The sequence below is a fragment of the Actinokineospora fastidiosa genome (assembly GCF_014648415.1).
GTDB lineage: Bacteria > Actinomycetota > Actinomycetes > Mycobacteriales > Pseudonocardiaceae > Actinokineospora > Actinokineospora fastidiosa.
In genome coordinates, this window is the sequence record NZ_BMRB01000007.1 from 125,236 (window position 1) to 147,424 (window position 22,189).

General features: G+C 69.6%; 15 protein-coding genes. 6 read left to right on the forward strand and 9 right to left on the reverse strand.

The genetic code is table 11. From position 1 onward, the window contains the following. Nucleotides 1–32 precede the first annotated feature (32 nt). The gene (locus IEY98_RS28170) at nucleotides 33–2,513 is read right to left on the reverse strand and encodes an ATP-binding protein (RefSeq protein ID WP_229787611.1); all 2,481 of its coding nucleotides are present in this window, start codon (nucleotides 2,511–2,513) and stop codon (nucleotides 33–35) included. Between the two features lie 570 nt (nucleotides 2,514–3,083). Beyond that, nucleotides 3,084–4,775, reverse strand: coding sequence for a hypothetical protein (locus tag IEY98_RS28175; RefSeq protein WP_189213700.1), 1,692 nt, complete (start codon nucleotides 4,773–4,775; stop codon nucleotides 3,084–3,086). 491 nt (nucleotides 4,776–5,266) lie between these two features. Between IEY98_RS28175 and IEY98_RS28180 the strand changes: the two genes are divergently transcribed. Further along, nucleotides 5,267–5,749, forward strand: coding sequence for a hypothetical protein (locus tag IEY98_RS28180; RefSeq protein WP_189213701.1), 483 nt, complete (start codon nucleotides 5,267–5,269; stop codon nucleotides 5,747–5,749). A 1,107-nt stretch (nucleotides 5,750–6,856) separates the two neighbouring features. On the opposite strand, the gene IEY98_RS28190 is transcribed toward IEY98_RS28180, so the two are convergent. Further along, nucleotides 6,857–8,317, reverse strand: coding sequence for an AfsR/SARP family transcriptional regulator (locus tag IEY98_RS28190; RefSeq protein WP_189213702.1), 1,461 nt, complete (start codon nucleotides 8,315–8,317; stop codon nucleotides 6,857–6,859). Nucleotides 8,318–8,423: 106 nt separating this feature from the next. Between IEY98_RS28190 and IEY98_RS28195 the strand changes: the two genes are divergently transcribed. Both IEY98_RS28195 and IEY98_RS28200 read left to right on the forward strand, forming a co-directional pair. Continuing rightward, on the forward strand, nucleotides 8,424–8,897 hold the full coding sequence (locus IEY98_RS28195) for a hypothetical protein (protein WP_189213703.1): 474 nt from the start codon (nucleotides 8,424–8,426) through the stop codon (nucleotides 8,895–8,897). A gap of 264 nt (nucleotides 8,898–9,161) precedes the next feature. Then, on the forward strand, nucleotides 9,162–9,773 hold the full coding sequence (locus tag IEY98_RS28200) for an RICIN domain-containing protein (protein ID WP_189213704.1): 612 nt from the start codon (nucleotides 9,162–9,164) through the stop codon (nucleotides 9,771–9,773). Between the two features lie 281 nt (nucleotides 9,774–10,054). Here the strand turns inward: IEY98_RS28200 and IEY98_RS32925 are convergent, their stop codons facing one another. The 6 genes from IEY98_RS32925 to IEY98_RS28230 form a co-directional block, all read right to left on the reverse strand. Continuing rightward, nucleotides 10,055–10,717: a hypothetical protein gene (locus IEY98_RS32925; RefSeq protein ID WP_229787613.1), complete on the reverse strand. Its 663-nt coding sequence runs from the start codon at nucleotides 10,715–10,717 to the stop codon at nucleotides 10,055–10,057. A gap of 240 nt (nucleotides 10,718–10,957) precedes the next feature. After that, nucleotides 10,958–12,547: a family 20 glycosylhydrolase gene (locus IEY98_RS28210; protein WP_229787615.1), complete on the reverse strand. Its 1,590-nt coding sequence runs from the start codon at nucleotides 12,545–12,547 to the stop codon at nucleotides 10,958–10,960. Next, nucleotides 12,544–13,425 carry an ABC transporter ATP-binding protein gene (locus IEY98_RS28215; RefSeq protein WP_189213705.1) on the reverse strand — a complete coding sequence of 294 codons (882 nt, stop codon included), beginning with the start codon at nucleotides 13,423–13,425 and terminating at the stop codon, nucleotides 12,544–12,546. The genes IEY98_RS28210 and IEY98_RS28215 overlap by 4 nt, the downstream gene beginning before the upstream one ends. Further along, the gene (locus IEY98_RS28220; RefSeq protein ID WP_189213706.1) at nucleotides 13,422–15,215 is read right to left on the reverse strand and encodes a dipeptide/oligopeptide/nickel ABC transporter permease/ATP-binding protein; all 1,794 of its coding nucleotides are present in this window, start codon (nucleotides 15,213–15,215) and stop codon (nucleotides 13,422–13,424) included. The genes IEY98_RS28215 and IEY98_RS28220 overlap by 4 nt, the downstream gene beginning before the upstream one ends. Continuing rightward, a complete protein-coding gene (locus IEY98_RS28225) occupies nucleotides 15,212–16,153 on the reverse strand; it encodes an ABC transporter permease (RefSeq protein WP_189213707.1) in 942 nt (313 codons plus the stop codon). The genes IEY98_RS28220 and IEY98_RS28225 overlap by 4 nt, the downstream gene beginning before the upstream one ends. Nucleotides 16,154–16,190: 37 nt before the next feature. Then, nucleotides 16,191–17,729: an ABC transporter substrate-binding protein gene (locus tag IEY98_RS28230; RefSeq protein ID WP_189213708.1), complete on the reverse strand. Its 1,539-nt coding sequence runs from the start codon at nucleotides 17,727–17,729 to the stop codon at nucleotides 16,191–16,193. A 174-nt stretch (nucleotides 17,730–17,903) separates the two neighbouring features. Here IEY98_RS28230 and IEY98_RS28235 point away from each other — a divergent pair, with 174 nt between their 5' ends. Genes IEY98_RS28235 through IEY98_RS28245 form a run of 3 tightly spaced genes read left to right on the forward strand, consistent with a single transcriptional unit; the run spans nucleotide 17,904 to nucleotide 22,087 of the window. Further along, nucleotides 17,904–18,548, forward strand: a complete 645-nt coding sequence (locus IEY98_RS28235; protein WP_189213709.1) for a TetR/AcrR family transcriptional regulator — start codon at nucleotides 17,904–17,906, stop codon at nucleotides 18,546–18,548. A gap of 60 nt (nucleotides 18,549–18,608) precedes the next feature. Further along, nucleotides 18,609–20,918, forward strand: a complete 2,310-nt coding sequence (locus tag IEY98_RS28240) for a glycoside hydrolase family 3 C-terminal domain-containing protein (RefSeq protein ID WP_189213710.1) — start codon at nucleotides 18,609–18,611, stop codon at nucleotides 20,916–20,918. Continuing rightward, a complete protein-coding gene (locus tag IEY98_RS28245; protein ID WP_189213711.1) occupies nucleotides 20,915–22,087 on the forward strand; it encodes a glycoside hydrolase family 1 protein in 1,173 nt (390 codons plus the stop codon). The genes IEY98_RS28240 and IEY98_RS28245 overlap by 4 nt, the downstream gene beginning before the upstream one ends. The last annotated feature ends 102 nt before the right edge of the window (nucleotides 22,088–22,189 follow it).

Here is a 22,189-nt window from a genome sequence, read left to right on the forward strand (position 1 = left end):
TGGGGATGAATTATCAGTGCCCGAGTCGGCGCTCATGTTGTCTTGTCGATCGACAGGAGGAATTCGGCCCAATTGGTGGGGAGGCGGAGGTACTGGGTGGCGTTGCGGAAGCCGGACGTGGTGTCGGGGGACTGGGTAAGGGCGGCCAACGCGGTCTTCCAGGCGGTGTCGCCGATGACGGTTCCGGCGGGTGGGCGCCACACGTCCGGGTGGTTTTCGAGGGCGTTCAGTTGGACCTCCTTTGGTGCGTCGGGGAGGTTAAGGCCGCGGGTGGCCAAGGTGGGGAGGTGGACGGGTTGGTCGTTCTGGAGTGTGCGGATGACGTCGATCCAGCGGTACGCGCCGGATTGCCATTCGTGTTCGGTGCCGTTGCAGAAGGTGCGGTGTCCGTCGATGGCCATGAGCATCGTCGCGGCGACGTGTCCGATGAGCCGTTCCGGTTGGTAGTGCTCGGAGAGGCCGGTGTAGCGGGAGGCTACGGACTTCTCCACGCGGTGGCCGATGGCGCATTCCAGGGTGCGGCGGTTGAGCGTGGCCAGTTCGTCGAGCCAACGCTTGTCCGGTCGGGGTGTCGGGTGGCCGGTTACGTGGGCGATTACCACCAGTTCGGTCCACAGCACGAGTCTGGGCCCGGAGGCGACCCGTTCGGCGGTGTTGATCTCCCGCAGGGAGCACGCGCCCTGGGTGCGGCAGGCAAGTCCGCAGCCCGCTCCCCGGGTGCGTGACCGTCCTACTGATGGGCCTTCGGCGGGTGCTTCACGGTCCTCGCCGAGCGGGATCTCGACCCGTACTGGGCGGTCCATTCCGTCGGAGAAGATCACTGCGCGGCCTGGTGGCAGGGATACAACGTGCCGTGACTGCGCCTCGGAGAGATTCATGGTCGAGCCGACGGTATCGCGGTCGTCGGCCGCGGGGAGTCGGTGGATGATTTTGAGTGCGGTGTTCTTGATGATGTCGGGGACGATCTTGGCCGGGATCTGTTCGGCGACGACGATGCCTTCTCCGTAGGCGCGGATCTCGGCGAGCAGGGAGCTGAACAGTTCGACAGCGTGCGCGGCTGGGGAGCCTGGCTCGACACGTTTGAGCAGGCGGTGTGCTTCCTCGATGACCGTGACGTGGCGCAGCGTTCCTGTGTCGGGGCGGTGGACGCGGAGGTGTTCGTGTAGTCGGATCAGCATGGCGCCGATGAGGAATGCTTTGTCCTGGTCGTTCCCGATGTCCTCGATCTCCAGGACGACGTTGCGGTTGAGCAGGTCCGCGAGGTCGAGTGGGTGCCCGCCTTCGAAGAACCGGCCGGGGGTGCCCATTCGCAGGCTGCTCAGTCGCACGTCGATGAACCCGCGGACGTTGTCGGCGATCTCTCGGCCGTAGCCGATACCCTCGACGACTTCCATGGCTGTGCGGCGCAGGTCTGAGAGTGTCGGGTATCGCGGGGTACGGTCCGGTCGGACGGGCGCGCCGACGACGGTGTCCCAGCCGAGCTCAGTGTAGCACCGGCTGAGGGCGTGGCTGAGGATCTGGGGGAACGGCTCATCGGCCTCGAAGGCGGCGAGGAACAGGGCGCGGATCAGGTCGATGTGGGTCTGCACTGGGAATCCGGGCTCAGGTTCGAGCGGGTTGATCCCCAAGGGCACGGCGTCGGGCGCGCCAGGTCGGATCACCGAGAGGTTCTCGGCGCCGATTCGGCCTGCCATGCGGGCGTACTCGGCCTTGGCGGGTTCGATGACCAGCCACGGCACGCCTGCGCGAGTCAGTTGTTCGAGCAGGTGGCGTACGGTCTGGGACTTGCCCGCGCCGGTTGCACCGGCGACGAAGGTGTGCCGGTTGAGGGTGCCGGGTGCGACGGTGAACTCGCCGACGGGTAGGTCGGCGTCGTCGAGGACGTGGCCGACTGGTATTCCGCCCTCCCACTCGGGTGTCTGGTCGAACCCGACGCGTTCGGTGAGCCGGATGCCGGGCAGCTCGCGGCGCGGCGGACGCGCGAGCGCGGCGACGAGTTCGGTGCTGGCCATGAACGGCGAGGCAGGGCCGTCACCCTCGACTCGGGCGTCCCATGCCACGCCTAGCCCTGTGAAGTCAGAACCGGGATGCAGTGTGTAGGGAAGCCTGTCGAGATCGCTGGAGCCGCACAGCAGCGCGGCGGCGCGGGCGGCCTCGGACGGGGTGGCTCCTCCGGCGAGGACGTGCACCTGCCACATGCCGCTGACACGGCCGCGGCTGAGCTCCCGGTAGCGGATCTGGGCCCGTTCGAGGGCGGTCCGGTCGGACTCGGAGTTCTCCCGCTGTCGGAGGCGGGGGATGGACATATCCAGCGACGTCAGCTCCCGCTGGACGGAGTCAGCTGGGGCGGGTTCGGCGAGGATGATCCAGGCGAACGGGCAGCGTAGGTGGGCTGCGTAGTCGTCAAAACCGCCCCGACTCAGGTTCTCCTCCGCCGCCCACAAAGGATCGACCTCGGCGGTGCAGCGGGTCCAAACCATCCGATCCCAACCGGCGCGTACGTCGTCGCTCATGACCGGCTCGCAGGTGGCGCCAGGTGGGTAGAGCACGGGGGTGGGAGTCCCGATTCCCACCCCGGGGAACGCGGGCCGCCCGCCGACCAGAACTCGCATCGGACCGCCTGCCGCTGGCCGCTCCCAGGCCACGAGGACGGCGTCGCCGCGACTGCTCGCGTGCGCGGCTGTGAGCGCCGCGAATAGCTGCGCCGGGGTCGGGTCGTCCTGTTCGAGCGGCGCCGGGGCGGTAACAAGGCGGTGGAAGCCGAAATCTGCCAGTGGGTCCACGGTCAGGCCTGGCCGTTGAGCTTGATTGCGATGCGATTCAGGAAGGTGATGCCGGGGCGGCAGTCGCCACGGACGGCCTGCGCCGGGTGAACGGACTCTTCACCCGGATGGACACAGTCGCGGGAGGTTGCGGGATCGTGGCAGACGCGACGGCGAGTTCGTGCACGCCTCGATGCTTTCGCCCTTGGCTCTCGCGGATTCGGAGTGGTCGATCTGTGTGGCTGGGGCGGCTTGCAGGCTAGGCGAGACACAGAACACCCCCGGCACAAGCTTGACTCGTGCAGATCCATGGTTGGCTCGTCATCGTCGTGGAGTGGGTGCGACGTTGGGGAGCAGGCTGATGCCGGGATTGCAGTCGCCCATCACGACTCGGCGTCCGTGGTCACTGGTTTCGATGAGGATGTAGGCGGTGACGGGTAGTCCTTGGATCTGCGTGGGTTCGACGGTGAACTCGTAGACCCGAGCTTCAGTGGTTCCGTGGTTTGTGGTGTCTGCGGTGGACTGGTTGCCGGTGCTTTGCCAGGTTCGTGATCGTGAGGTGGTGGTGGATGTCGAGGTTCCGCTGGTGGTGCTGTGGCTGCGTCCGGTGAGACGCCAGTTACCCGTCAAGTTGCGGGAGCGGCTGGTCGAGTCGTTGGTGCTCTCTGAGTCGGATGCCCCGTCCTGTGTTCCTATGCTTTCGGCGGTTCCAGTGCTGAAGGTTCGTCCAACCTGCTTGGTGAGCTGGCTGAGGACGAACTTATGGCCGCGACCGATGTATTCCGCGGCTCGGGCCGCTTCCTTGGCATTACCGAGTCGCATCACGATCGTGGCGCTGTCGGAGCTACCGAGCAGCCGCTCGATGTCCTCGCGAAGGTGTTCCAGCAACAGGATCAAGCGGACACCAGCTCGTCGTGCCTGCTTGGCCAGCCTTTCCAGGCCGACTCCACCGAGTTGATCGGCACCGGCCACGACGACAACATTCCGCGCAGTACCAGCGGATGAGGAGCGCATGTCGTGGACCAAGCGATGAAACACCAGTCTGTCCAGCAACTCCTTACGCCCGTGATGCCTGGCACTCGTCGTGACCACGGTCATGTCTGTCGGCGGCCAGAGCGGCCCGCACATGTGCCGAGATGCGCTGGAGGTGTCCTCCATGGCCAAGAGGCCCAATGTCTCGGTGAGGAACTGGAGGGTGTTCTTCTCTTGTTCGGTGTGGCCGACCACGTCCACATGATCGATCAGCCTGCGAACCTCGACGGAACTCAGTGAACCGCCCTCGGTGTTGCTCGCGTACGTGCGGCGCAGGATTCCGAGTCCCTCGACCAGCCGACGAAATGTCGGAGCCTGGTCCATCTGCTCTACCACCGTCCGCACGACGGCGCTGTCGATCGAGCGGTGATCCATGCCCTCCCCATTCGGCGCCCGTACGCCATCGGCGACTAGGTCCACCACCTCATCTGACCGTAGGCCTGCGAGAAGAGCGCTCGGCGCGATGTCCACTGGGAAATTCACGTGATGGGCCTGAACACCTTGCTGGAGGGCGAACTCGACCAGGCCGTCCGCGACGTGCTCCTCGGTGAAATCCACGACCAACACTGCCTGGCCCGACGAGACCAGGGACGCACCCAAGGTGGTGATCAAGCTGGCCCAACCGTCTGGCGTCCCACCGAAGATGTCCACACGGTTGGCACCCGATTGCAGGCGCAGCGGATACCACCGCCGCATCGACTCACGCTCGCGCCGCTCCTTCTCCTCAAGAGCCCGAACGTGTGACTGCCAACGCTGATCCTCAATTTGAAAGGCGACCATCCGACCCTGCCGGTGTCGCCTTGCCTTCCGCATCGTTGCCTTGATCCGCCGAGATGGCCGCCACACACTCAGCAACGACAGGCAAAGGCCGAGAACGAGCACCGCGACACCCAACACCAGGAACCCGCTAGGGAGGTACGCGCTGTTCCCGCGCAACGCGTCCGCGACGAACAGCAAACTAGCCGCCACAGCGATCGTCACAAGCCGAGTGGGCAGCTTGCTCCGAGCCGCAGCGAGGCGGCTCGCCCACCGCGCTACATCCGGGGGCGGCAGTTCCTGCCACACCGGCCGCGGAGCAACCGATGCACTGGGAGGCTCAGAGGCTGGCTCAACGTACTCCCAACCCCAACGCTCCTGCGGCACGAACAAACGTTCACCCAAGACCACACTCGTGGCCTGGAACTCTGCGCGACTCCGTTGAGTGTCCATGGCGACACGCAATGTGTCCGACTTGAGTGCCGTGTGTCAAGAGGATCCACCTGAAATGCCTCATGGCGGGGATCATCGATATTGAACAACGCTCAATATTTGAGGAAAGGCACGTGGATGTAATCGTGGGATCATCCAAGGAGGTCTGCATTCGGGGATGGTTAATGTTTGTCTATCAGTTGACTTGCCAAACCCGGTACAGTGATCAAGACCGAATCGCGGCACTCAAGCCGCCCTGTGCTCATTCAGTGAGGATGGCCCCAGTGAACGGACGGCCGGAAGCGACCGACGGTGGTTATCGCGAGTTCGACAACGACTATGACCGAGACGCTTGGCAAGAGTTCACCCCATGGCGCCCCGGTGACCCCAGCACTAAAGGTGAAGGCCCGCCCCCGTACGCTCACGACCACGCACAGCCCGACGGATGGTTCCGTACACTCTTTTCCGCCGCGGACCCCCAACGCTCCGTGCCGAAGAGTCCCCAAAGCGGCAAGCTTACCGACCGCCCCAGCCGATGGTGGACCGAAGACGTGCCGGAACGATTCCAGCCCGGAGAGCGAGTGCGGAACAACACCCCGATCCACGGCAAACTCGGCATGCAACACGTTCCAGACAACACCAAAGGTGAAGTGATCTCCACCAGACACGGACTCCTCGGTGGTGAATACGTCACCATCCGCTTTGAAAACGGCTACATCGAAGAGGTTGACATCAACACTATCGAACGCCGAAGTTGGTGGGACTGAGTTGTCGGCGGCGCGATAATTGGCACAGTCTCAGATTCGCCCTGCGCGGTGATCTGCACGTTGCCGGGAGTTGTCCACCTCGGCGGTTAGGGCCGTGTGTGGGGTCGCAGGTTCAAATCCTGTCAGCCCGACGGTCTGAAGAACGCCCGCTGACTCGGTGGAAACGCCAGGTCAGCGGGCGTTTTGATGTTCGTGGAACCATCTTAGTGGATCGTCGTTGTGGACGGACAGATCGATGTACTGGCGCGTAAGGAGCGAAACAGGAGAAGTACGCTCCAGAACCCCTGTTGATCTCGTTGTGGGGTCGTCGTTGATCTTCCCGGTCGAGTGGACTTCGCCAACTGCTTTCAATGGGCCGCATCTGCCTGGTCAGGCCCATGTGAATCTGGTTTGAGTCGGTTGATGCGCGGTGAGGATGGTTCGTCGCGGGCGGCGATGGTTGGTGCCGGATGCCCTGCGCTTTCTCCGGTTGTGGTTGGTTCGCGCCGTCGACATGCCCCCCGGGTGGTGCCGCCGTCAACGGCAGCGGACCATCCGTCTATGACCCTCGCACTGCCAGACCGGACGGCCTAGCGCCCTGGCCAGGCAAAACGGAGAACCCGCATGTCGCAGGACGGACCAAGTCACGGGAAGTCCCGGCAGCTCGGCTTCGAGCCTGCGCCGACCAGGGTCAAGACGGTGCTGGCTCGAGCCGCGTGATAGGCCACCCAGACGCCGACGATGCCAGCGCCGACGACCACTAGGTTCCTGCTCGCAGGCGAACTCAACACGCTGACGATCGTATGGTCAGCGGGCCGGGGCAATGTCAATTCCGGTCTTGAGGTAGGTACGCAGGTGTTGGCGTTGGGTCAGGTCGGGGACCTGGCCGATCCTGCTGTTCAGCCAGGTTCAGCAAGGCGACGTTGGTCGGCCAGCGGATGCGGATCCGGGCCGGTTGTGCCGACCGCACCCCTAGGAACGGGCGAACAGCTCGTAGGTCCACCGGCCGGACAGGAACGCTTCCGCGCGCTGGTAGGTCCGCGTGGTGAAGGCCCTGGTCTCGTCGTCGGCCTTCCCAGTGCCCACCCGCCGCGCTCGAACCCGTTCCTGCGGTTGTCGGGAGGGCCGCTAGTCGGTGCGGAGCGCCCGCAGCTTCCGTCGTGCCCGCGGGTTGCCGATCCGGCCGTACAGCCCCTCGGCGCGCTGCCAGGCCGTTCGCGCGTCCTGGGCGTGGCCGAGGCTGGCGTGGGCGATGCCCATGCTGCGGAGGGTGATGGCGAGGGAGAACGGGCTGCCCGCTGACTCGGTCAGCGCGACCGCGCGGCGCAGCAGGGGCAGTGCGCGGCGGGCGCGGCCCGCGGCCAGTTCGGCCTCGCCTGCGAGCCGCGTGGCGTAGGCGGTGCCGAAGGGGATGTGCAGGTCGGCGCAGAGCGCCATTCCGTCGCCGATGGCATCCCGGGCCCTGCGGTCTCGCGTGTGCAGGTAGAGGTCCCCGCCGCTGAGCAGCAGGCAGGCCAGCCGCTCGTCGTCGCCGGTCTCCCGCTGCAGGCCGCTCGCCCTGGCCAGCAGGCGGTCGGCGGCGGCGTAGTCGCCGCGCTCGCGCTCGATGATGGATAGGAACTGCACGGCCCTGGCCTCGGCGGCAGCATCCGCTGAGGACACCGCCAGCGCCAGCGCCGCTCCGATGTGGTCGGCGGCGGCCGTGAGGTCGCCCTGCTCGCGCAGGCAGACGCCCGCGAGCTCGTGCAGCTCCCCCCGCTCGGGCGCGTCCGCGCCGAGCGCGGAGCGGGCGGCGGGGATCGCCCGCGCGTGGTCGCCCTGGGCCGCCAGCAGGCGGATTTCGGCGATGTCCGGGGCGGACCCCGCCTCGGACAGGATGGAGTCGTGCAGGGCGCGCAGCTCGGCCGCGGGTTCGAGGCCGAGTTCGGTCACCGTAACCGCCCGCGCGCGCCGGAAGGCGGTCAGGGCGTCGGCGCGGCGGCCAGCTGAGCGCAACGCGGACATGTACTGGGCGTGGAAGCGCTCGCGCAGCGGGTGCTGACGGGTCAGCTCGGCGAGTTCGGGGACGACGTCCGTCGCGCGGCCCAGGGCGAGGTCGGCGTCGATGCGCCACTCCACCACCGCCAGCCTGCGCTCGGCGAGCCTGCTCGCCTCGTCCCTGACCAGGTCGCAATCGGCCTCACCCGCGAACGGGTCGCCCCGCCACAGCGCCAGCGCGTCGGCGAACGCCCTGGCCGCGGCTGCCGGATCGCCAGCGGCGAGCAGGGCGCGTCCGGTCCGGGCGAACTGCTCGAACCGGGCGGCGTCCAGCTCGCCTGGCTCGACGACGAGGGCGTACCCGCCACCACGCCGGACGATCCGGTCCGGCTCTCCCAGCGCGTGGCGCAGCCGGTGCACGCAAACCTGCAGAGTGCGGACCGCGTCTGCGGTGGGCTCGACGTGCCAGACCGCCGCGAGCAACTCCCCGTCGGAGACGACACCCGGCCCGCACAGCAGCGCGCACAACAGCGCTCGCTGCCGCCCGGGACGCAGCGCGACCGGGCCGCCATCCGTCTCCACCTCGACCGGACCCAATACCGCGAAGCGCATCTGGCCTCCCCGCGCTGTAAGTCATCTGAAGGTACTCGCATGGACCCTGGTGCGAACCCCGATACCAGGAGATTCCATGCATTCGAGAATGGTGACCTGTGCGGTCGTGACGGCGGCTCTGACCTGCGTGCTCCCCGGCACCCCGGCCACGGCGGACCCCGGCCCCGTTGCAACCCATTTCGAGCCGGGGCCGGTGGTGCTGCCCGCGGGGGCGATGTGCGCCTTCGGCGTCCGCATCTCCTTCCCGGTGACCGACCTGACCCGGTATACCTGGTTCGCCGGTGGCCGAAGGATCGCGGCGGTGGAGACCGGAACCATGCTGGCCGACTTCACCAACACCGGGACCGGCCGCACTGTCCGACGCGATCTGTCAGGCACCGGCTACTACGCCTACCCCGACCCCCGCACCGTCATCCTCAGCGGCACCCGCATCGCCGCGCTCCTCGGGCCGGGTGACACCCCGCCGAGCAGGCTGCTGCTCTCGAACGGCTCCCCGATGGCGGTCCGGTCCGGGACGACGGGGAAGGTGGTTCTGGTCAGCTCCCCGACCGCGGAGGACATCTGCCGCACCCTGCGGTGATCCCGGTCAGCTGGCGATGATGTACCGCACGGGTGAGGGGATCTCGATGCTCCCGTCCGCGACGGTGAACCGGCGGGCCTCCTCCGCGATCTCCACGCCACCGGCTCGGGCGGCGGCGGTGTCCGCGTTGCAGGTGGTGGTGCTCGAAAGTGCGGGGCGGTGCCGGACCGAAGGGCCGGCGACCGTCCGGATAGTGATATCCGGTGTCCGGCCCCGATAGTCGACTTCGCTCGCAGGAAATTGGCGGTAGCACACTGCCGCAGGGTGAGTGATCCGAAGGTCAACGATGAAGAATCGGAGAAGTGGATGAAGATGAGACTGGGCGGCCTTGTCGCGGCTGCGGCGACGGCCGTTCTGATGACGCTTTCATTGGCGACGCCGGTGCTCGCCTCGGCGACTGTGCCTGCGGAGGCCGCGGTGAACAGAGCCGGGACTGCCTCGAAGGACGTCGGCGCGCAGGAGGTGTATTACACCTGGCGCAACTGGCTCACAAACAAGTGCCTCGACCAGAACTGGAGCGGTGGCGTGAACAGGCACACGGCCATCGCCTACAACTGCCACGGCGGCGACAACCAGTACTGGCAACTGGAGTGGCTGGGTACCAACATCTACCGGGTCCGCAACTTCGGCAGTGGCGAGTGCCTGCACCAGAAGTACGACGGCAGTACGCCCACGACCACGGTCCAGGTCCTGGCGTGCACCGACGCGAACTGGATCAACCAGCGGTGGCGGGTCACCGAGTGGAACGACGGGTCGTACACGTTCAAGAACGTCCGTAGCGAGTGGTTCCTCGACCAGAGCTTCTCGGGTGGGGTGGAACGGCAGGAGGTGGTGGCCTACCCGTTCAACGGCGGCGCCAACCAGTACTGGTACTGACCGGCGGACACGGTGGGCGGATGGTCAGCGACCATCCGCCCACCGCTGGTGACGAACGCGATTACCGCAGCGCGATCGCGCTAGGGCCGACGTGGGACACGGGATGGCCTGATTCGGCGAACCGCGCCCAGTGCCCCTCAGCGGGATGGAACGGAGGCAGCCATAAAGCCCAGCCCTGTCCCGCCCGTCCCGTTGGGGATGTCCGTGGCGGTGAGATGCGCGGGAAACCAAAGGCGATATGAGGCCGCCCGTCCTGTGGATCGGCCACTGCGATCGGTCCGTTACCTGTTCATGGCTTTGACCGGGTTGGGGTGGCGGTACTTCTTCGCCTTGTATCCGTAGCAGGGTTTGCCGATGTTGTAGCCCTCGCGGATGTGGGTGCAGGTTCCGACCCACGACTGCTCCAGCATGTTGAGCACTTCGTACTCGGCGACCGACTGGTTGATGCGCCGCTGCAGAATCTGCTGGGCCCGGCCACCGCTGAGCATGATCGGCTCGTTCGAGGCAACCACGGTTGGACAGGACCACCGGTGATCCTCAGTACGACGCCCGGACCGGTCGGTCGCCCAATCGGTCCGACTCCAGAACCGCGACCCACATACCGGAACCGGCCTTCCCGATGGAGACGAGGATCCCCCGATCTCACCATCGGCGACTGACACCCTTGCCGACATCAGGTGCCGCTGAGAAGGAGCTTCTTTCTCCGGCAGGAGTACGCCGACGACCTCGACCCCGGTGACGTGCATCTGCGGCGCGGTGGACGCCGACTGCGGCGGCCGGGTCGACCAGAACAGGTCATGATCACAGCGGTGGTCAGGACTTGGTTCACGTGCAACAGTAGGATCGTCGCAGGTGCGCGTTGTTTCGGCGACATCGGCGAGGGAAGGCCCGCTGTTCGGCGGGATCTCCACGAAGCCCAGCACGTTGGACCGCAGTCCGGCCACGCCATCTGGCCAGGAGCGCCCGCCCGTACCTCTTCTGCGGCAAGCGGAACCGGTCACCGAATCGGGAGCGAACACGCCGCGCGTCGGAGTCGTGGGGAGCACGGGATGATGGGTATGGTCAGTCGCCACGCCGAAACCACCCCTCGCCTCGCCGTTCCTCGGCCCGGTAGCCAGCCGTCCGCAGGCTGAGTACCGGCATGCGGAGTAGGACGTTTGCCTCTCAGCTGCGGAGGACTTCGCCTAGCGTGGGCGGGTTCGCATTGGCCGGTAGGCGGCTCGGAATCCCATGGCGCTCCACGCGTCGGCATGGGCGGCGAGGCGGGAATGGTGGTCCGGCCAGTCGGTGACCTGGCGCGTCCATGCCTTCTCCGCCGCGCCCGCGAGTCGTGGTAACAGCAGGAACGCCAGGTCGTCGAAGGAGTCGACCGTCTCGCACCAGATCGCCGCCTCGACGCCCGCGATGCGGGCCGCGGGCGAGGTGAGTTCCGGCAGGGTGCTCGGGTGCCAGGCGAACGCCTGCTCGGGACTGTGCGGCAGGTAGTCACCGTGCCCGACGCGTCGCTGTCGTCGCCCCGATTCCTCGTCGGCGGTGTCCGCGTAGGGGCAGTCCAGGTAGAGCATCGTGTTGGAGGACACCAGCACCGGGACGCCCGCCGCGGCCGCGGTCGGCACGTCCTGCGGGGCGAGGGCGAACAGCCGGGCCGCGTCGTCGATCACGGGGTGCAGCGCGGCCGGTGCCCGCGCCTTGAGCTGTCCGACGTCGAAGGGATTGTCCGGGCCGATCCAGTACTGCACCACGTCGTCGCCGTCCAGGCAGCCCGCTCGGACCGCCTCCTGCCAGGCCACGACCCGCTTGCCGCGGGAGCGGAGCAGCGCGTGCGCGTCCCGGACGAACCGCAGGTACGCCGCCGCGGGCATGCCGAACGGCTCGTCGGCCCCCAGGTGCACGAACGGTCCCGGCGCCAGGTCGACGAGCTCGTGGAGGACGTCGTGGGCGAAGGCGGCGGCCTCGGGGACATCGGGGTCGAGATAGCGCACGTGCGGGTGCACCGGCTCGGCGCCGCCCGCGAGTTCCGGGTAGGCGGTGAACGCGGCGACCACGTGGCCGGGCATGTCGAACTCGGGGACGACCGTGACGTAGCGTTCCGCCGCGTACGCGATGATCCGGTCGAGGTCGGCCCGCGAGTAGAAGTCCGCGGTCGCACCGGGGCGGGAGCCGGTGAGCCCGGGGCGGCGGGCGATCTCGACGCGCCACGCCTGCGAGTCGGTGAGGTGCAGGTGCAGGACATTTAGCTTGTGCCAGGCGAGGAGGTCGATGACGGAGCAGATCTCCTCGGGCGGGAAGTAGTGGCGCGCGACGTCGAGCGAGAGACCGCGCCACGCGTAGGCGGGGCCGTCCTCGATCGCGACGCCGGGAACCGTCCCCGCCGGGTCGACGAGCTGGAGCAGCGTGGTGAGGCCGCGGAAGGCGGCCTCGTCGCCCGCGGCTTCGACGAGCACGCTGTCGGGGCGGACGGTCAGCCGGTACCGCTCGTCGGCCTGCGCCGCGCGGGGATCGACCCCGTCCGGTCCGGGCAGGCGCGTCAGCCCCAGCGCGTCGGGGTCGTCCACGACAACCGTGATGCCGGCTCGCGACTCCCCGGGCGGGGTCATCCGGACGCCGAGCCCGTGCAGCCGTTCCGCCCAGGTCGCGAACCAGTCGGTCACGCCCCTGGCCAGGCCGGGCGGCACGGCGACCGCCACCGCGTCAGGCGTCCCGAGCCGGACGCGTCCCGGGCGCGTGGTCGCGGCTCGTGTCGGGAGTGGCACGAGGGGGAGGTTCGTGGTCACGTGTTCTCCTCGGCCCGCCGCCGGTCCAGCGCGGCCCGCCGGTCCCGCTGCGCGGCGGGGTCGGCGACGGGAGCGGACAGCAGCAGGCGCTGGGTGTAGGGGTGCCGGGGCGCGGTGGTGACCTGTTCGGCGTCCCCGGACTCGACGATGACACCGCGGTGGATCACGTTCACCCGGTGGCTCATGTACCGCACCACGGACAGGTCGTGGGAGACGAACAGGTACGCGACCCCGGTCTGCTCCTGGATCTCCAGCAGCAGGTCCAGCACGGTGCGCTGCGTGGTGAGGTCCAGCGCGGAGACCGGCTCGTCGCACACGATCAGCTTGGGGCCGATCGCGAGCGCCCTGGCGATGGCGATGCGCTGCCGCTGTCCGCCGGAGAACTCGCGCGGCAGCCGCTGGGCCGCGTCGGCGGGGAGGGCGACGCGGCCGAGCAGGTCGAGGACCCTGCGCCGGGCGTCGCGTCCTGGGACCCCCTGCGCGTGCAGCGGCTCGGCGAGTGTCTCCCCGACGGGGATGGAGGGGTTCAGCGAGGCGAACGGGTCCTGGAAGATGACCTGCAGGTCCTGGCTGAGCCTGCGGCGGCGGCGGGCGGAGGCGCGGTCGATGCGCTCACCGCGGAACTCCACCGCTCCGCTGTGCACGGGGGCGAGCCCGAGGACTGCCCGCCCGATCGTCGTCTTGCCCGAACCCGACTCGCCCACCAGGCCCACGGTCTCGCCGGGGCGGATGTCGAGCGAGACGCCGTGCAGGACCTCCACGCGCGGTGCGCGCCACCCCTTCCCCGGGAACGACACCCGCAGGTCGCGGATGTCGAGGATCCGCGGTCCGGGGGGCGCTGCCGGGGCGGGCAGCGGCTCGGGCCACACACCGCTCATGCCGGGACCTCCGCGCCGTCGGCGGCTCGGGGCGCGACCCAGGCGGGCCTGGCGGGGGCGTCGTCGAGCACGGCCTCGATCAGGGTTCGGGTGTAGGGGTCCTGCGGGCGCGTGAGGACCTGCGCGGTCCTCCCGGTCTCGACGATGCGACCGGCGTTCATCACCGCGACGCGGTCGCAGAGGTCGGCGACGACACCGAGGTCGTGCGTCACCAGCAGCACGCCCAAGCCGCGCTCGGCCTGCAGGCGGCGGAGCAGTTCGAGCACCTCGGCCTGCACGGTGACGTCGAGCGCGGTGGTCGGCTCGTCGGCGATCAGCAGTTTCGGGTCGCAGCTCATCGCCCCGGCGATGAGCACCCGCTGCGCCATGCCGCCGGAGATCTCGTGCGGGTAGGCGTCGAAGACGCGCCGGGGGTCGGCGATCTCCACCTGGCGCAGCAGTTCCAGCGCGCGCTCGGCCGCGGCCTTGCGCGAGAGCCCGAGCCGCAGCCGCATCGGTTCCACGAGTTGGCCGCCGACCGTGAAGGCCGGGTCGAGGTTGGTCATCGGCTCCTGCGGCACGTAGGCGACCACGCCGCCCCGCAGCGCGCGGTATCTCTTCTCGGGGAGCCCGACCACCTCCGTCCCGGCGATCAGGATGCTGCCCCGCGACACCCGGCCGCCCTCGGGAAGGATGCCCAGGACCGAGAACGCCGTCTGCGACTTGCCGGAGCCCGACTGGCCGACGAGGCCGACGACCTCGCCCTCGGCGACGTCGATGTCCACCCCGCGCACCACGTCGACGGCGGACGCGCCGCTGCCGTAGGACACGGCGAGGTCGCGCACGGACAGCAGCGCCGCCCGCGCGCCCGCGCTGTCCGACGTCGTGGGGGCGGAAACCCGGGCGCGGCGGGCCGCTCGCGGGCGCGGGGGCGGGGTGCCCCCGTCCTCCAGGACGTCGCGGAGCGCGCTCGCCAACAGCACGAGCGCGGCGCTGGTGATGCCGAGTGCCAGTCCTGGCCACAGCATGAACAGGGGGCTGCGCTGCACGTTCTGGAACGCCTCGTTGAGCATGGCTCCCCACGTCGGCAGGTCGCCGCTGCCGATGCCCAGGAACTCCAGTCCGGCCTGGAGGCTGATGGCGATGCCCGCGACGAGGGCGATCTGGATGATGATCGGCGCACGGACCACGATGAGGACGTGCCGGGCGATGATCCGGCGGTCCCGCAGGCCGGACACGCGGGCGGCGTCGACGTAGAGCTCGCCGCGGACGGTGGCGACGATGCCGCGAACGAGCCGGAAGAAGCTCGGCGCGACGAGCACGCCGAGCACGACCATGAGCACCCACATGGTCGGGCCGAGGATGGCCCTCGACGCGAGCAGCACGACCATGGCGGGCAGGGCCATGACGAAGTTGCCCGCCCAGTTCGCCACGGCGTCGAACCACTTGCCGTAGTAGCCCGCGACGAGGCCGCTGGGCACTCCGATGGACAGGGCGACCGCGAGGGCGATGAGCGCGCCTCCGAGGGTGTTGCGGCCGCCGTGGAGCAGTCGGGACCAGACATCGCGCCCCGCGGAGTCGAACCCGAGCGGGTGGCCCGGCTCCGCTCCGGCGAACGCCTTGCTCAGTTCCGCGGCGCCGGGGTCGGTGGACAGCAGCGGCGCCAGCAGCACCGCGCCGCCGACCACCCCGAGGACGAGCGCGGAGATGACGGCCTGCGGGTTGCGCAGGAACCGCCGGACCGGCTTGGCGCGGCGGGGCGCCGCCGCGCCCGCGGGCAGGTGGTTGTCGGATGTGAGCGCCTCGCTCATGCGGCCCTCGCCTTCGGGTTGAGCCAGCCGACGAGCAGGTCGACGCCCAGATTGATCACGACGACGCAGACGACGGTCGTCATGACCAGGCCCATGATGACGGGGGTGTCGCCGCGCGTGGTGTAGGTGACGGTCATGGAGCCGATGCCCGGCAGGCCGAAGATCTGCTCGACCAGCACCGCGCCGCCGAGCAGGCCCACGAACTGCATGCCGAGCACGGTGAGCGCGGGCGCGGCCGCGTTGCGCAGCACGTGGCGGAACAGCACCCGCCCGGGTGGCAGCCCTCGCGCCCGCAGCGTTCTGACGTAGTCCTGGCGCAGGACGTCGATCACCGAGCTCCGCACCTGCTGGGACACGCCTGCCACGGCCGCGACGGATAGGGACAGGATCGGCAGGGTCACCGTGGACAGCCACCCCGGGACGGAGGTCGTCAGCGGGATGTACCCGATCGCCGGGAACCACCGCAGCTGCACGGCGAAGACCAGCACGATGACGAGGGTGACCAGGAAGCCGGGCAACGCGTACCCGACGACACCCAGCACCTGCACGATCCGGTCGACGGCTCCGCGCCGCACGCCCGCCCAGACCCCGAGGAGGAAGGCGAGCACCGCGGTGACGAGGGTGACGCCGAGCATCAGGCTCAGCGTGACGGGCAGCCGGTGGCCGATGGCCGTCAGCACGTTCTCGCTGGTGAACCACGAGGTTCCCAGGTCGCCGGCGAGCGCGTCCCCCAGCCACTGGGCGTACCGGGCCAGGATCGGCTGGTCGAGACCGAGTTCGGCGGTCTTGGCGTCCACGGCGTGCTGCGGCGCGGACTGCCCGAGTAGCTGCCGCGCCACGTCGAGGTTCGGAACCGACAACAACACGAACGAGACGAACGAGACGACGAAGAGGAGGAAGAGGCCCGCGGCCAGGCGGCGGACAGCGAATCTCAGCATGGTGATCGGCCTCCTGCGGGGTCCGGTCCCCGGGGACTCAGCCGGTGGGCTGGTAGTTGTAGAGGGACGGGACCGCCATGCCCGACTGGGGGAGGGCCGTGACGCCGCCGTCGGTCACCAGCGCGTAGGTCATCCGGTAGAACGGGACGAACCACGCGTCCTCCACGAGGTGCCTGTTGAGGGCCCGCAGCTCGTCGAGCGCGTCCTCGGCCTGCGCCGCCTGGATCTTCGGCACCAGCGACCGCACCGTCTCGTCGGTGTAGCCGAAGACGTTGAACGTGCCCGGCAGCACGAGGTCCTTGATCGCCAGCCAGTCGGTGGCGGGCTGCCCGTTGTTCATGACGAACCCGGAGAACTCGCGGTCCTGGAAGATCCGCCGCAGCGCGTCGCCCTGGTCGACGTCCACCCAGGTGAGGGTGATCCCGACGTCGGCGAGGTCGGACTGGAGCGAGGCGGCGATGGCGTCGGAGACGATGGAGGTCATGCGCGGCATCTTCAGCTCGAAGCCGTCCGCGTGCCCGGCCTCCGCCAGCAGTTGCTTGGCCTTCTCCGGGTCGTGCGCGTAGTACGAGTCGAGGCTTTCGTCGTAGGCGACGGTGTCGGCGCCGAAGACCTGGCTGGTGACGGCGCCCTTGCCCCGGCGGATCTGCTCCAGCATCGTCTTGCGGTCGATGGCGTGGTTGAGCGCCTGCCGCACCCGGACGTCGGCGAGTTCGGGGGTCACCACCCCGGCGCGGTCGAACAGCAGGATGCCCTGGTAGTCGAAGTCGACCGGGGTCGTCGTCAGGGTGGTGGCGCCCTCCAGGCTCGCCTGCTGGTTGGCGTCCTGCACGACGGCCGTGTCGATCTGCCCGGTCTTGAGGCCGTTGACGATGGCCGTCTCGTTGTCGAACACCGTCATGGTGACGCCGTCGAACGGCAGGCGCTCGCCCCAGTAGTCGTCGGCGCGCCGGTAGACCCACTTCGTCCCGACGACGGTCTGGGCGGCGTCCAGTTCGTACGGTCCCGTGCCGTCGGGCGTGGTCTTCAACCTCTCGGCGTCGGCGAACGCCGCGGGGTTGGCCATGAGACCGGCGGCGTCCGACAGGTAGTAGAGGTAGGCGGGGTCCGGGGCGTCCAGGTGCAGCACGACACGGGTCGCGTCGATCACCTCCACCCGCTCCAGGCCGGAGAGCCACTTGGCGTTGGCCCCGCTGCTCGCCTTGAAGCGCTCCAGGTTCGCCTTGACCGCCGCGGCGTCGAACGGCGTCCCGTCGTCGAACCTGACGTCATCGCGCAGCGTCAGCGACAGCTTCGTGCGGTCGGTGTCCCAGGTCCACCCGGTGGCCAGCATCGGGCTGTAGGCGCCGTCGGGCTCGCGCTTGACCAGGGAGTCGTAGGCGGCCTGGAAGAAGGGCAGCGCGCCGCCGATCGCGGTCACCGGGTCGAGGCTCTGCGGGAACGTCATCGTGGCGATGTCGAGGGTCGGGTCGCTCTGCCCGGCAGCCCCGCCGCCTGCTCCGGCGCATCCCGCCAGTACGAGGGCAGCTGCCACAACACCCGCCGAGCCCGCGGTCGGGAACCTGCGGATCCTCATAGGTCACTCCTGTCCTGAGCAGCCGGGTTTCGTCGCCCGCGCAACCGATCCGCAAAACTAACCATGTGGTAAGTTCTGTTGGCGACATGGTAGGCACACCACCACGCTCGATGTCCAGCACCGTTCGGTATCACCGGTGATGCCCCACCGGGCCCCGATCCACGAGGAGACACGATGACGAGTCCGGACCTCGGCCATGTCGCGACCGACGCGCGGGCTCGCGTCCGCAGGCACACCAAGGGCGACCGCACCAAGGAGCGGATCATCGACGCCGCCGCCGACCTGTTCGCCCAGTCCGGGTACCTCGCGGTGTCCCTCAGGGACATCGCCGCCCGGGCGAAGATCACCCACGCCGGTCTCCTGCACCACTTCCCCGGCGGCAAGGACGAACTGCTCATCCGGGTGCTCGAACAACGCGACGCGAACGACGCCGCCGTCCTGTTCGACGAGACCCTCAGCGCCTGGGAGCACCTCGACCAGACGGTCGGCATCGTCGAGCGGAACGCCAGGACACCCGGGCTCGTCGCGCTGTACGCCAAGCTCTCCAACGAGGCGAGCGACGCCGAGCACCCGGCGCACACCTACTTCCGCCGCCGTTACGAGATCCTGCGGGCCCACTTCGCCGCGGTCCTCGGCGAGCTGATGGACCAGCCCGGCCTCGCCCCGGACAGCGCGGCGCAACAGCTCATCGCGCTCCTCGACGGGCTCCAGACGCAGTGGCTGCTCGCTCCCGGGACGATCGACATGCGCGCCCGCCTGATCGACTTCCTCGCCCTGCTCGGCGTCGACACGACCGGCTGGAGCACGGATTCGGCCTGAGGTCCGCCATCCGCCGCGATCGGACGCGCCCACTCCACCCACCCACGAGGGAGACGCCCCATGCCTGACCAGAAGGACCGCTCCATCCCGATAGAGCTCAAGGCATCACTGACCTCGGGCAGCGGCACCTGGCACTCGACGGGCGCGCCGGGCCTCGTGCGCCCGTTCCTGCTCGCCGACGGGCCGCACGGGGTGCGCCGCCAGCGCACGGGCGGTGACGCGCTCGGCATCGGCGACAGCGTCCCGGCCACGTGCTTCCCGCCCGGAGTGGCCCTCGGCTCGACCTGGGACCCGGAGCTGGTGCGCCGCGTCGGGGCGGCCCTCGGCCAGGAGGCGGCCGCCCTGGAGGTGGACGTGCTCCTCGGCCCCGGCATGAACATCAAGCGCTCCCCGCTCGGCGGCCGCAACTTCGAGTACCTCTCCGAGGACCCGCACCTCACCGGCAGGCTCGCCGCCGCCTACGTCGAGGGCGTCCAGTCCAGCGGCGTCGGCGCGTGCGTGAAGCACTTCGCGGTGAACAACCAGGAGACGGACCGCATGCGGGTCTCCGCCGAGGTCGACCAGCGGGCCCTGCGCGAGATCTACCTCCGCGCGTTCGAGCACGTCGTCAAGGCCGCGCGCCCGGCGATGGTGATGAGCGCCTACAACCGGATCAACGGCGTCCCCGCGAGCGAGGACCACTGGCTGCTCACCCGGCTGCTGCGCGAGGAGTGGGGCTTCGACGGGGTCGTCGTGTCCGACTGGGGCGCCGTCGACGACCGGGTCGCCGCCCTCCGCGCCGGTCTCGACCTGGAGATGCCGCCGACCGGCACGGACGGCGAGGTCGTGGCCGCCGTCGACCGGGGGGAACTGGACGAATCCGCTCTCGACGCCGTCGTCGACCGCCTGCGCCGCCTCGAAGCCAGGCTCGGCGGCGCCAAGGAGCCCGCCTCCGAACCGGAACTGGCCGCGATCCGCGACCGCAACGCCGACCTGGCCAGGGAAGCCGCCGCGCAGGCCGCGGTGCTGCTGACCAACGACGGGGTGCTCCCGCTCGACCGCTCGTCGCTCGATTCCGTCGCGGTCATCGGCGAGTTCGCCCGCACACCGCGCTTCCAGGGCGGTGGCTCCTCCCGCATCGTGCCGACGGGGGTGAGTTCGGCCCTGGACGCGCTCACCCGGCGGCTGGGAGCCGACGTCGTCCGGTTCGCACCGGGGTACACCGTGGACGGCTCCGGTGACGACGCGCTGGCACTCGCCGCGGTCGAGGCCGCCCGCGCCGCCCACGTCGCCGTGGTCTTCCTGGGACTGCCCGAGCACGCCGAGTCCGAGGGCTTCGACCGCACGACGCTCGACCTGCCCACCGACCAGGTGAGCCTGCTGGAGCGGGTCGCCGCCGTCGCGCCGCGCGTGGTCGTCGTGCTGTCGAACGGCGGCGTCGTGTCGGTGGCCGAATGGCGGCACCACGCCAACGCGATCCTGGAGGGTTGGCTGCTCGGCCAGGCGGGCGGGGAGGCGACCGCGGACCTCCTCCTCGGTGACCGCGCCCCCTCGGGCAGGCTCGCCGAGACCATCCCCCTGCGGCTCGAGGACCACCCCAGCTACCCGACCTTCCCCGGCGCCGACGGGATCTCGGTGTACGGGGAGAGCGTCCACGTGGGGTACCGGTACTTCGACACGGTGGACCGGCCGGTCGCCTTCCCGTTCGGGCACGGCCTGACCTACACCCGCTTCGAGTACTCGGACCTCCGGGTGGTCGCCCCGGCCGAGAACAGCTGGGAGGTGACGTTCTCGGTGACGAACACGGGCGATCGGGACGGCCGGGAGGTCGCCCAGCTCTACGTCGGCCCGGTCGAGGACCAGCCGACCCGCCCGCGCGCAGAGCTGCGCGGCTTCGTCGCACTCGACCTGCGGCCCGGCGAGACGACCACCGTCACGCTTCCCCTGACGGCCACCGACCTGCAGACGTGGGACGCACGCGGGCAGCGCTGGACCGTGCGCCCGGGCGACTACGCCGTTCACGTGGGAGCGTCATCGCGGGACGTGCGGCTGCGGACCACAGTGCACAGTGACGGCGACCGCGTCCTGGCGCCGCTCACCGCACAGTCCACCATCGCCGAATGGCGGGCCGACCCCGCGGGACGGCAGGTGCTCGCCACGCTCCTCGACCGGGTCTCCCGGTCCGGCCTGGCGTCGTCGGTCGCCCCCGAGCTGGTGCGGATGTTCCTGTCCATCCCGCTCGACAAGCTGCGCTCCTTCGGTCTCGGGGTCACCTCGGCGACCGTGGCGGAGCTGGTGCGGGAAGCCGGCGCCCGCCAGGCGGAACTCCTCGCCGCGGGTGCGTACCGCCGCCCGGGAGCGGCCCGGAACCACAGCCAGGAGACACCATGACGAGCACCTTCCCCGGCGGTTTCCTGTGGGGAGCCGCGACCGCCGCGCACCAGGTCGAGGGCAACAACACCACGAGCGACCTGTGGGCCGTCGAGAACGCGCCGGAGTCGATCATGCCCGAGCGCAGCGGCGACGCCTGCGACAGCTACCACCGGTGGCCGGAAGACCTCGACATCGTGCGCGACATCGGCCTCAACTGCTACCGGTTCGGCATCGAGTGGGCGCGCGTCGAGCCCGCGCCCGGCCACACCTCGCGGGCGCAGCTCGCGCACTACCGGCGGATGGTCGAGGGGTGCTTCGAGCGCGGCCTGACGCCCGTGGTGACGCTGCACCACTTCACCACCCCGGCGTGGTTCCGCGCGGCGGGCGGGTGGACCACGGGCGAGGGCGTCTCCCGCTTCCGCGACTACGTCCGCTCGGTGCTGCCGATCCTCGACGGCGTCGAGTGGGTGTGCACCATCAACGAGCCGAACATGCTCGCGATGATGAGCGCGATGCTCAAGCGCGGTGAGCGCCACGAGAACGTGGCAGGCGCGATGCCCCCACCGGACCAGGACGTCGCCGACGCGTTGATCGCAGCGCACCGCGCCGCCCGCGAGGAACTCGCCACCCTGCCGCGGGTGCGCTCCGGCTGGACCGTGGCGAACCAGAACTTCCAGGCAGCGGCAGGCGCGGAAGACCTGACGGCGGAGTGGTCCCGTTCCCGTGAGGACCAGTTCCTCGACGTCGCCAAGGACGACGACTTCATCGGCGTGCAGGCCTACACCCGGGTCGTCATCGGCCCGGACGGCCCGCGCGACCCCGGCGGTGCGCGCAGGACGCTCACCGGCTGGGAGTTCTACCCCGAGGCGCTGGAGGGCGCCGTCCGCCACACCGCCCGGCGGGTCGGGCCCACCGTGCCGATCCTGGTCACGGAGAACGGGATCGCGACAGCCGACGACGCGGAGCGGGTCGACTACACCCGCCGTGCTCTGACCGGGCTGGCCCGCGCCATCGACGACGGTGTCGACGTACGCGGCTACCTCCACTGGTCGCTGCTCGACAACTACGAGTGGGGGTCGTGGACACCGACCTTCGGCCTCGTGTCCGTCGATCGCGAGACCTTCACCCGCACGATCAAGCCCAGCGCGCGCTGGTACGGCGGAGTCGCCCGCGCCGGGAGTCTCTGACGTCCGCTCCGGTGCGGGCCGTCCACCATGGACCTCCACCGCACCGGCGTCGACCGCGCGTCGCTGATCGCTCGTTCACCGCCGACCGACCACGATGGAGGA

Bases quoted from the DNA above. Each gene is read 5' to 3' on its own strand.
- IEY98_RS28170 (WP_229787611.1), bottom strand. From the start codon at position 2,513: ATGAGCGACGACGTACGCGCCGGTTGGGATCGGATGGTTTGGACCCGC.
- IEY98_RS28230 (WP_189213708.1), bottom strand. From the start codon at position 17,729: ATGAGGATCCGCAGGTTCCCGACCGCGGGCTCGGCGGGTGTTGTGGCA.
- IEY98_RS28190 (WP_189213702.1), bottom strand. From the start codon at position 8,317: ATGCGCTTCGCGGTATTGGGTCCGGTCGAGGTGGAGACGGATGGCGGC.
- IEY98_RS28225 (WP_189213707.1), bottom strand. From the start codon at position 16,153: ATGCTGAGATTCGCTGTCCGCCGCCTGGCCGCGGGCCTCTTCCTCCTC.
- IEY98_RS28215 (WP_189213705.1), bottom strand. From the start codon at position 13,425: ATGAGCGGTGTGTGGCCCGAGCCGCTGCCCGCCCCGGCAGCGCCCCCC.
- IEY98_RS28245 (WP_189213711.1), top strand. From the start codon at position 20,915: ATGACGAGCACCTTCCCCGGCGGTTTCCTGTGGGGAGCCGCGACCGCC.
- IEY98_RS28240 (WP_189213710.1), top strand. From the start codon at position 18,609: ATGCCTGACCAGAAGGACCGCTCCATCCCGATAGAGCTCAAGGCATCA.
- IEY98_RS28235 (WP_189213709.1), top strand. From the start codon at position 17,904: ATGACGAGTCCGGACCTCGGCCATGTCGCGACCGACGCGCGGGCTCGC.
- IEY98_RS28220 (WP_189213706.1), bottom strand. From the start codon at position 15,215: ATGAGCGAGGCGCTCACATCCGACAACCACCTGCCCGCGGGCGCGGCG.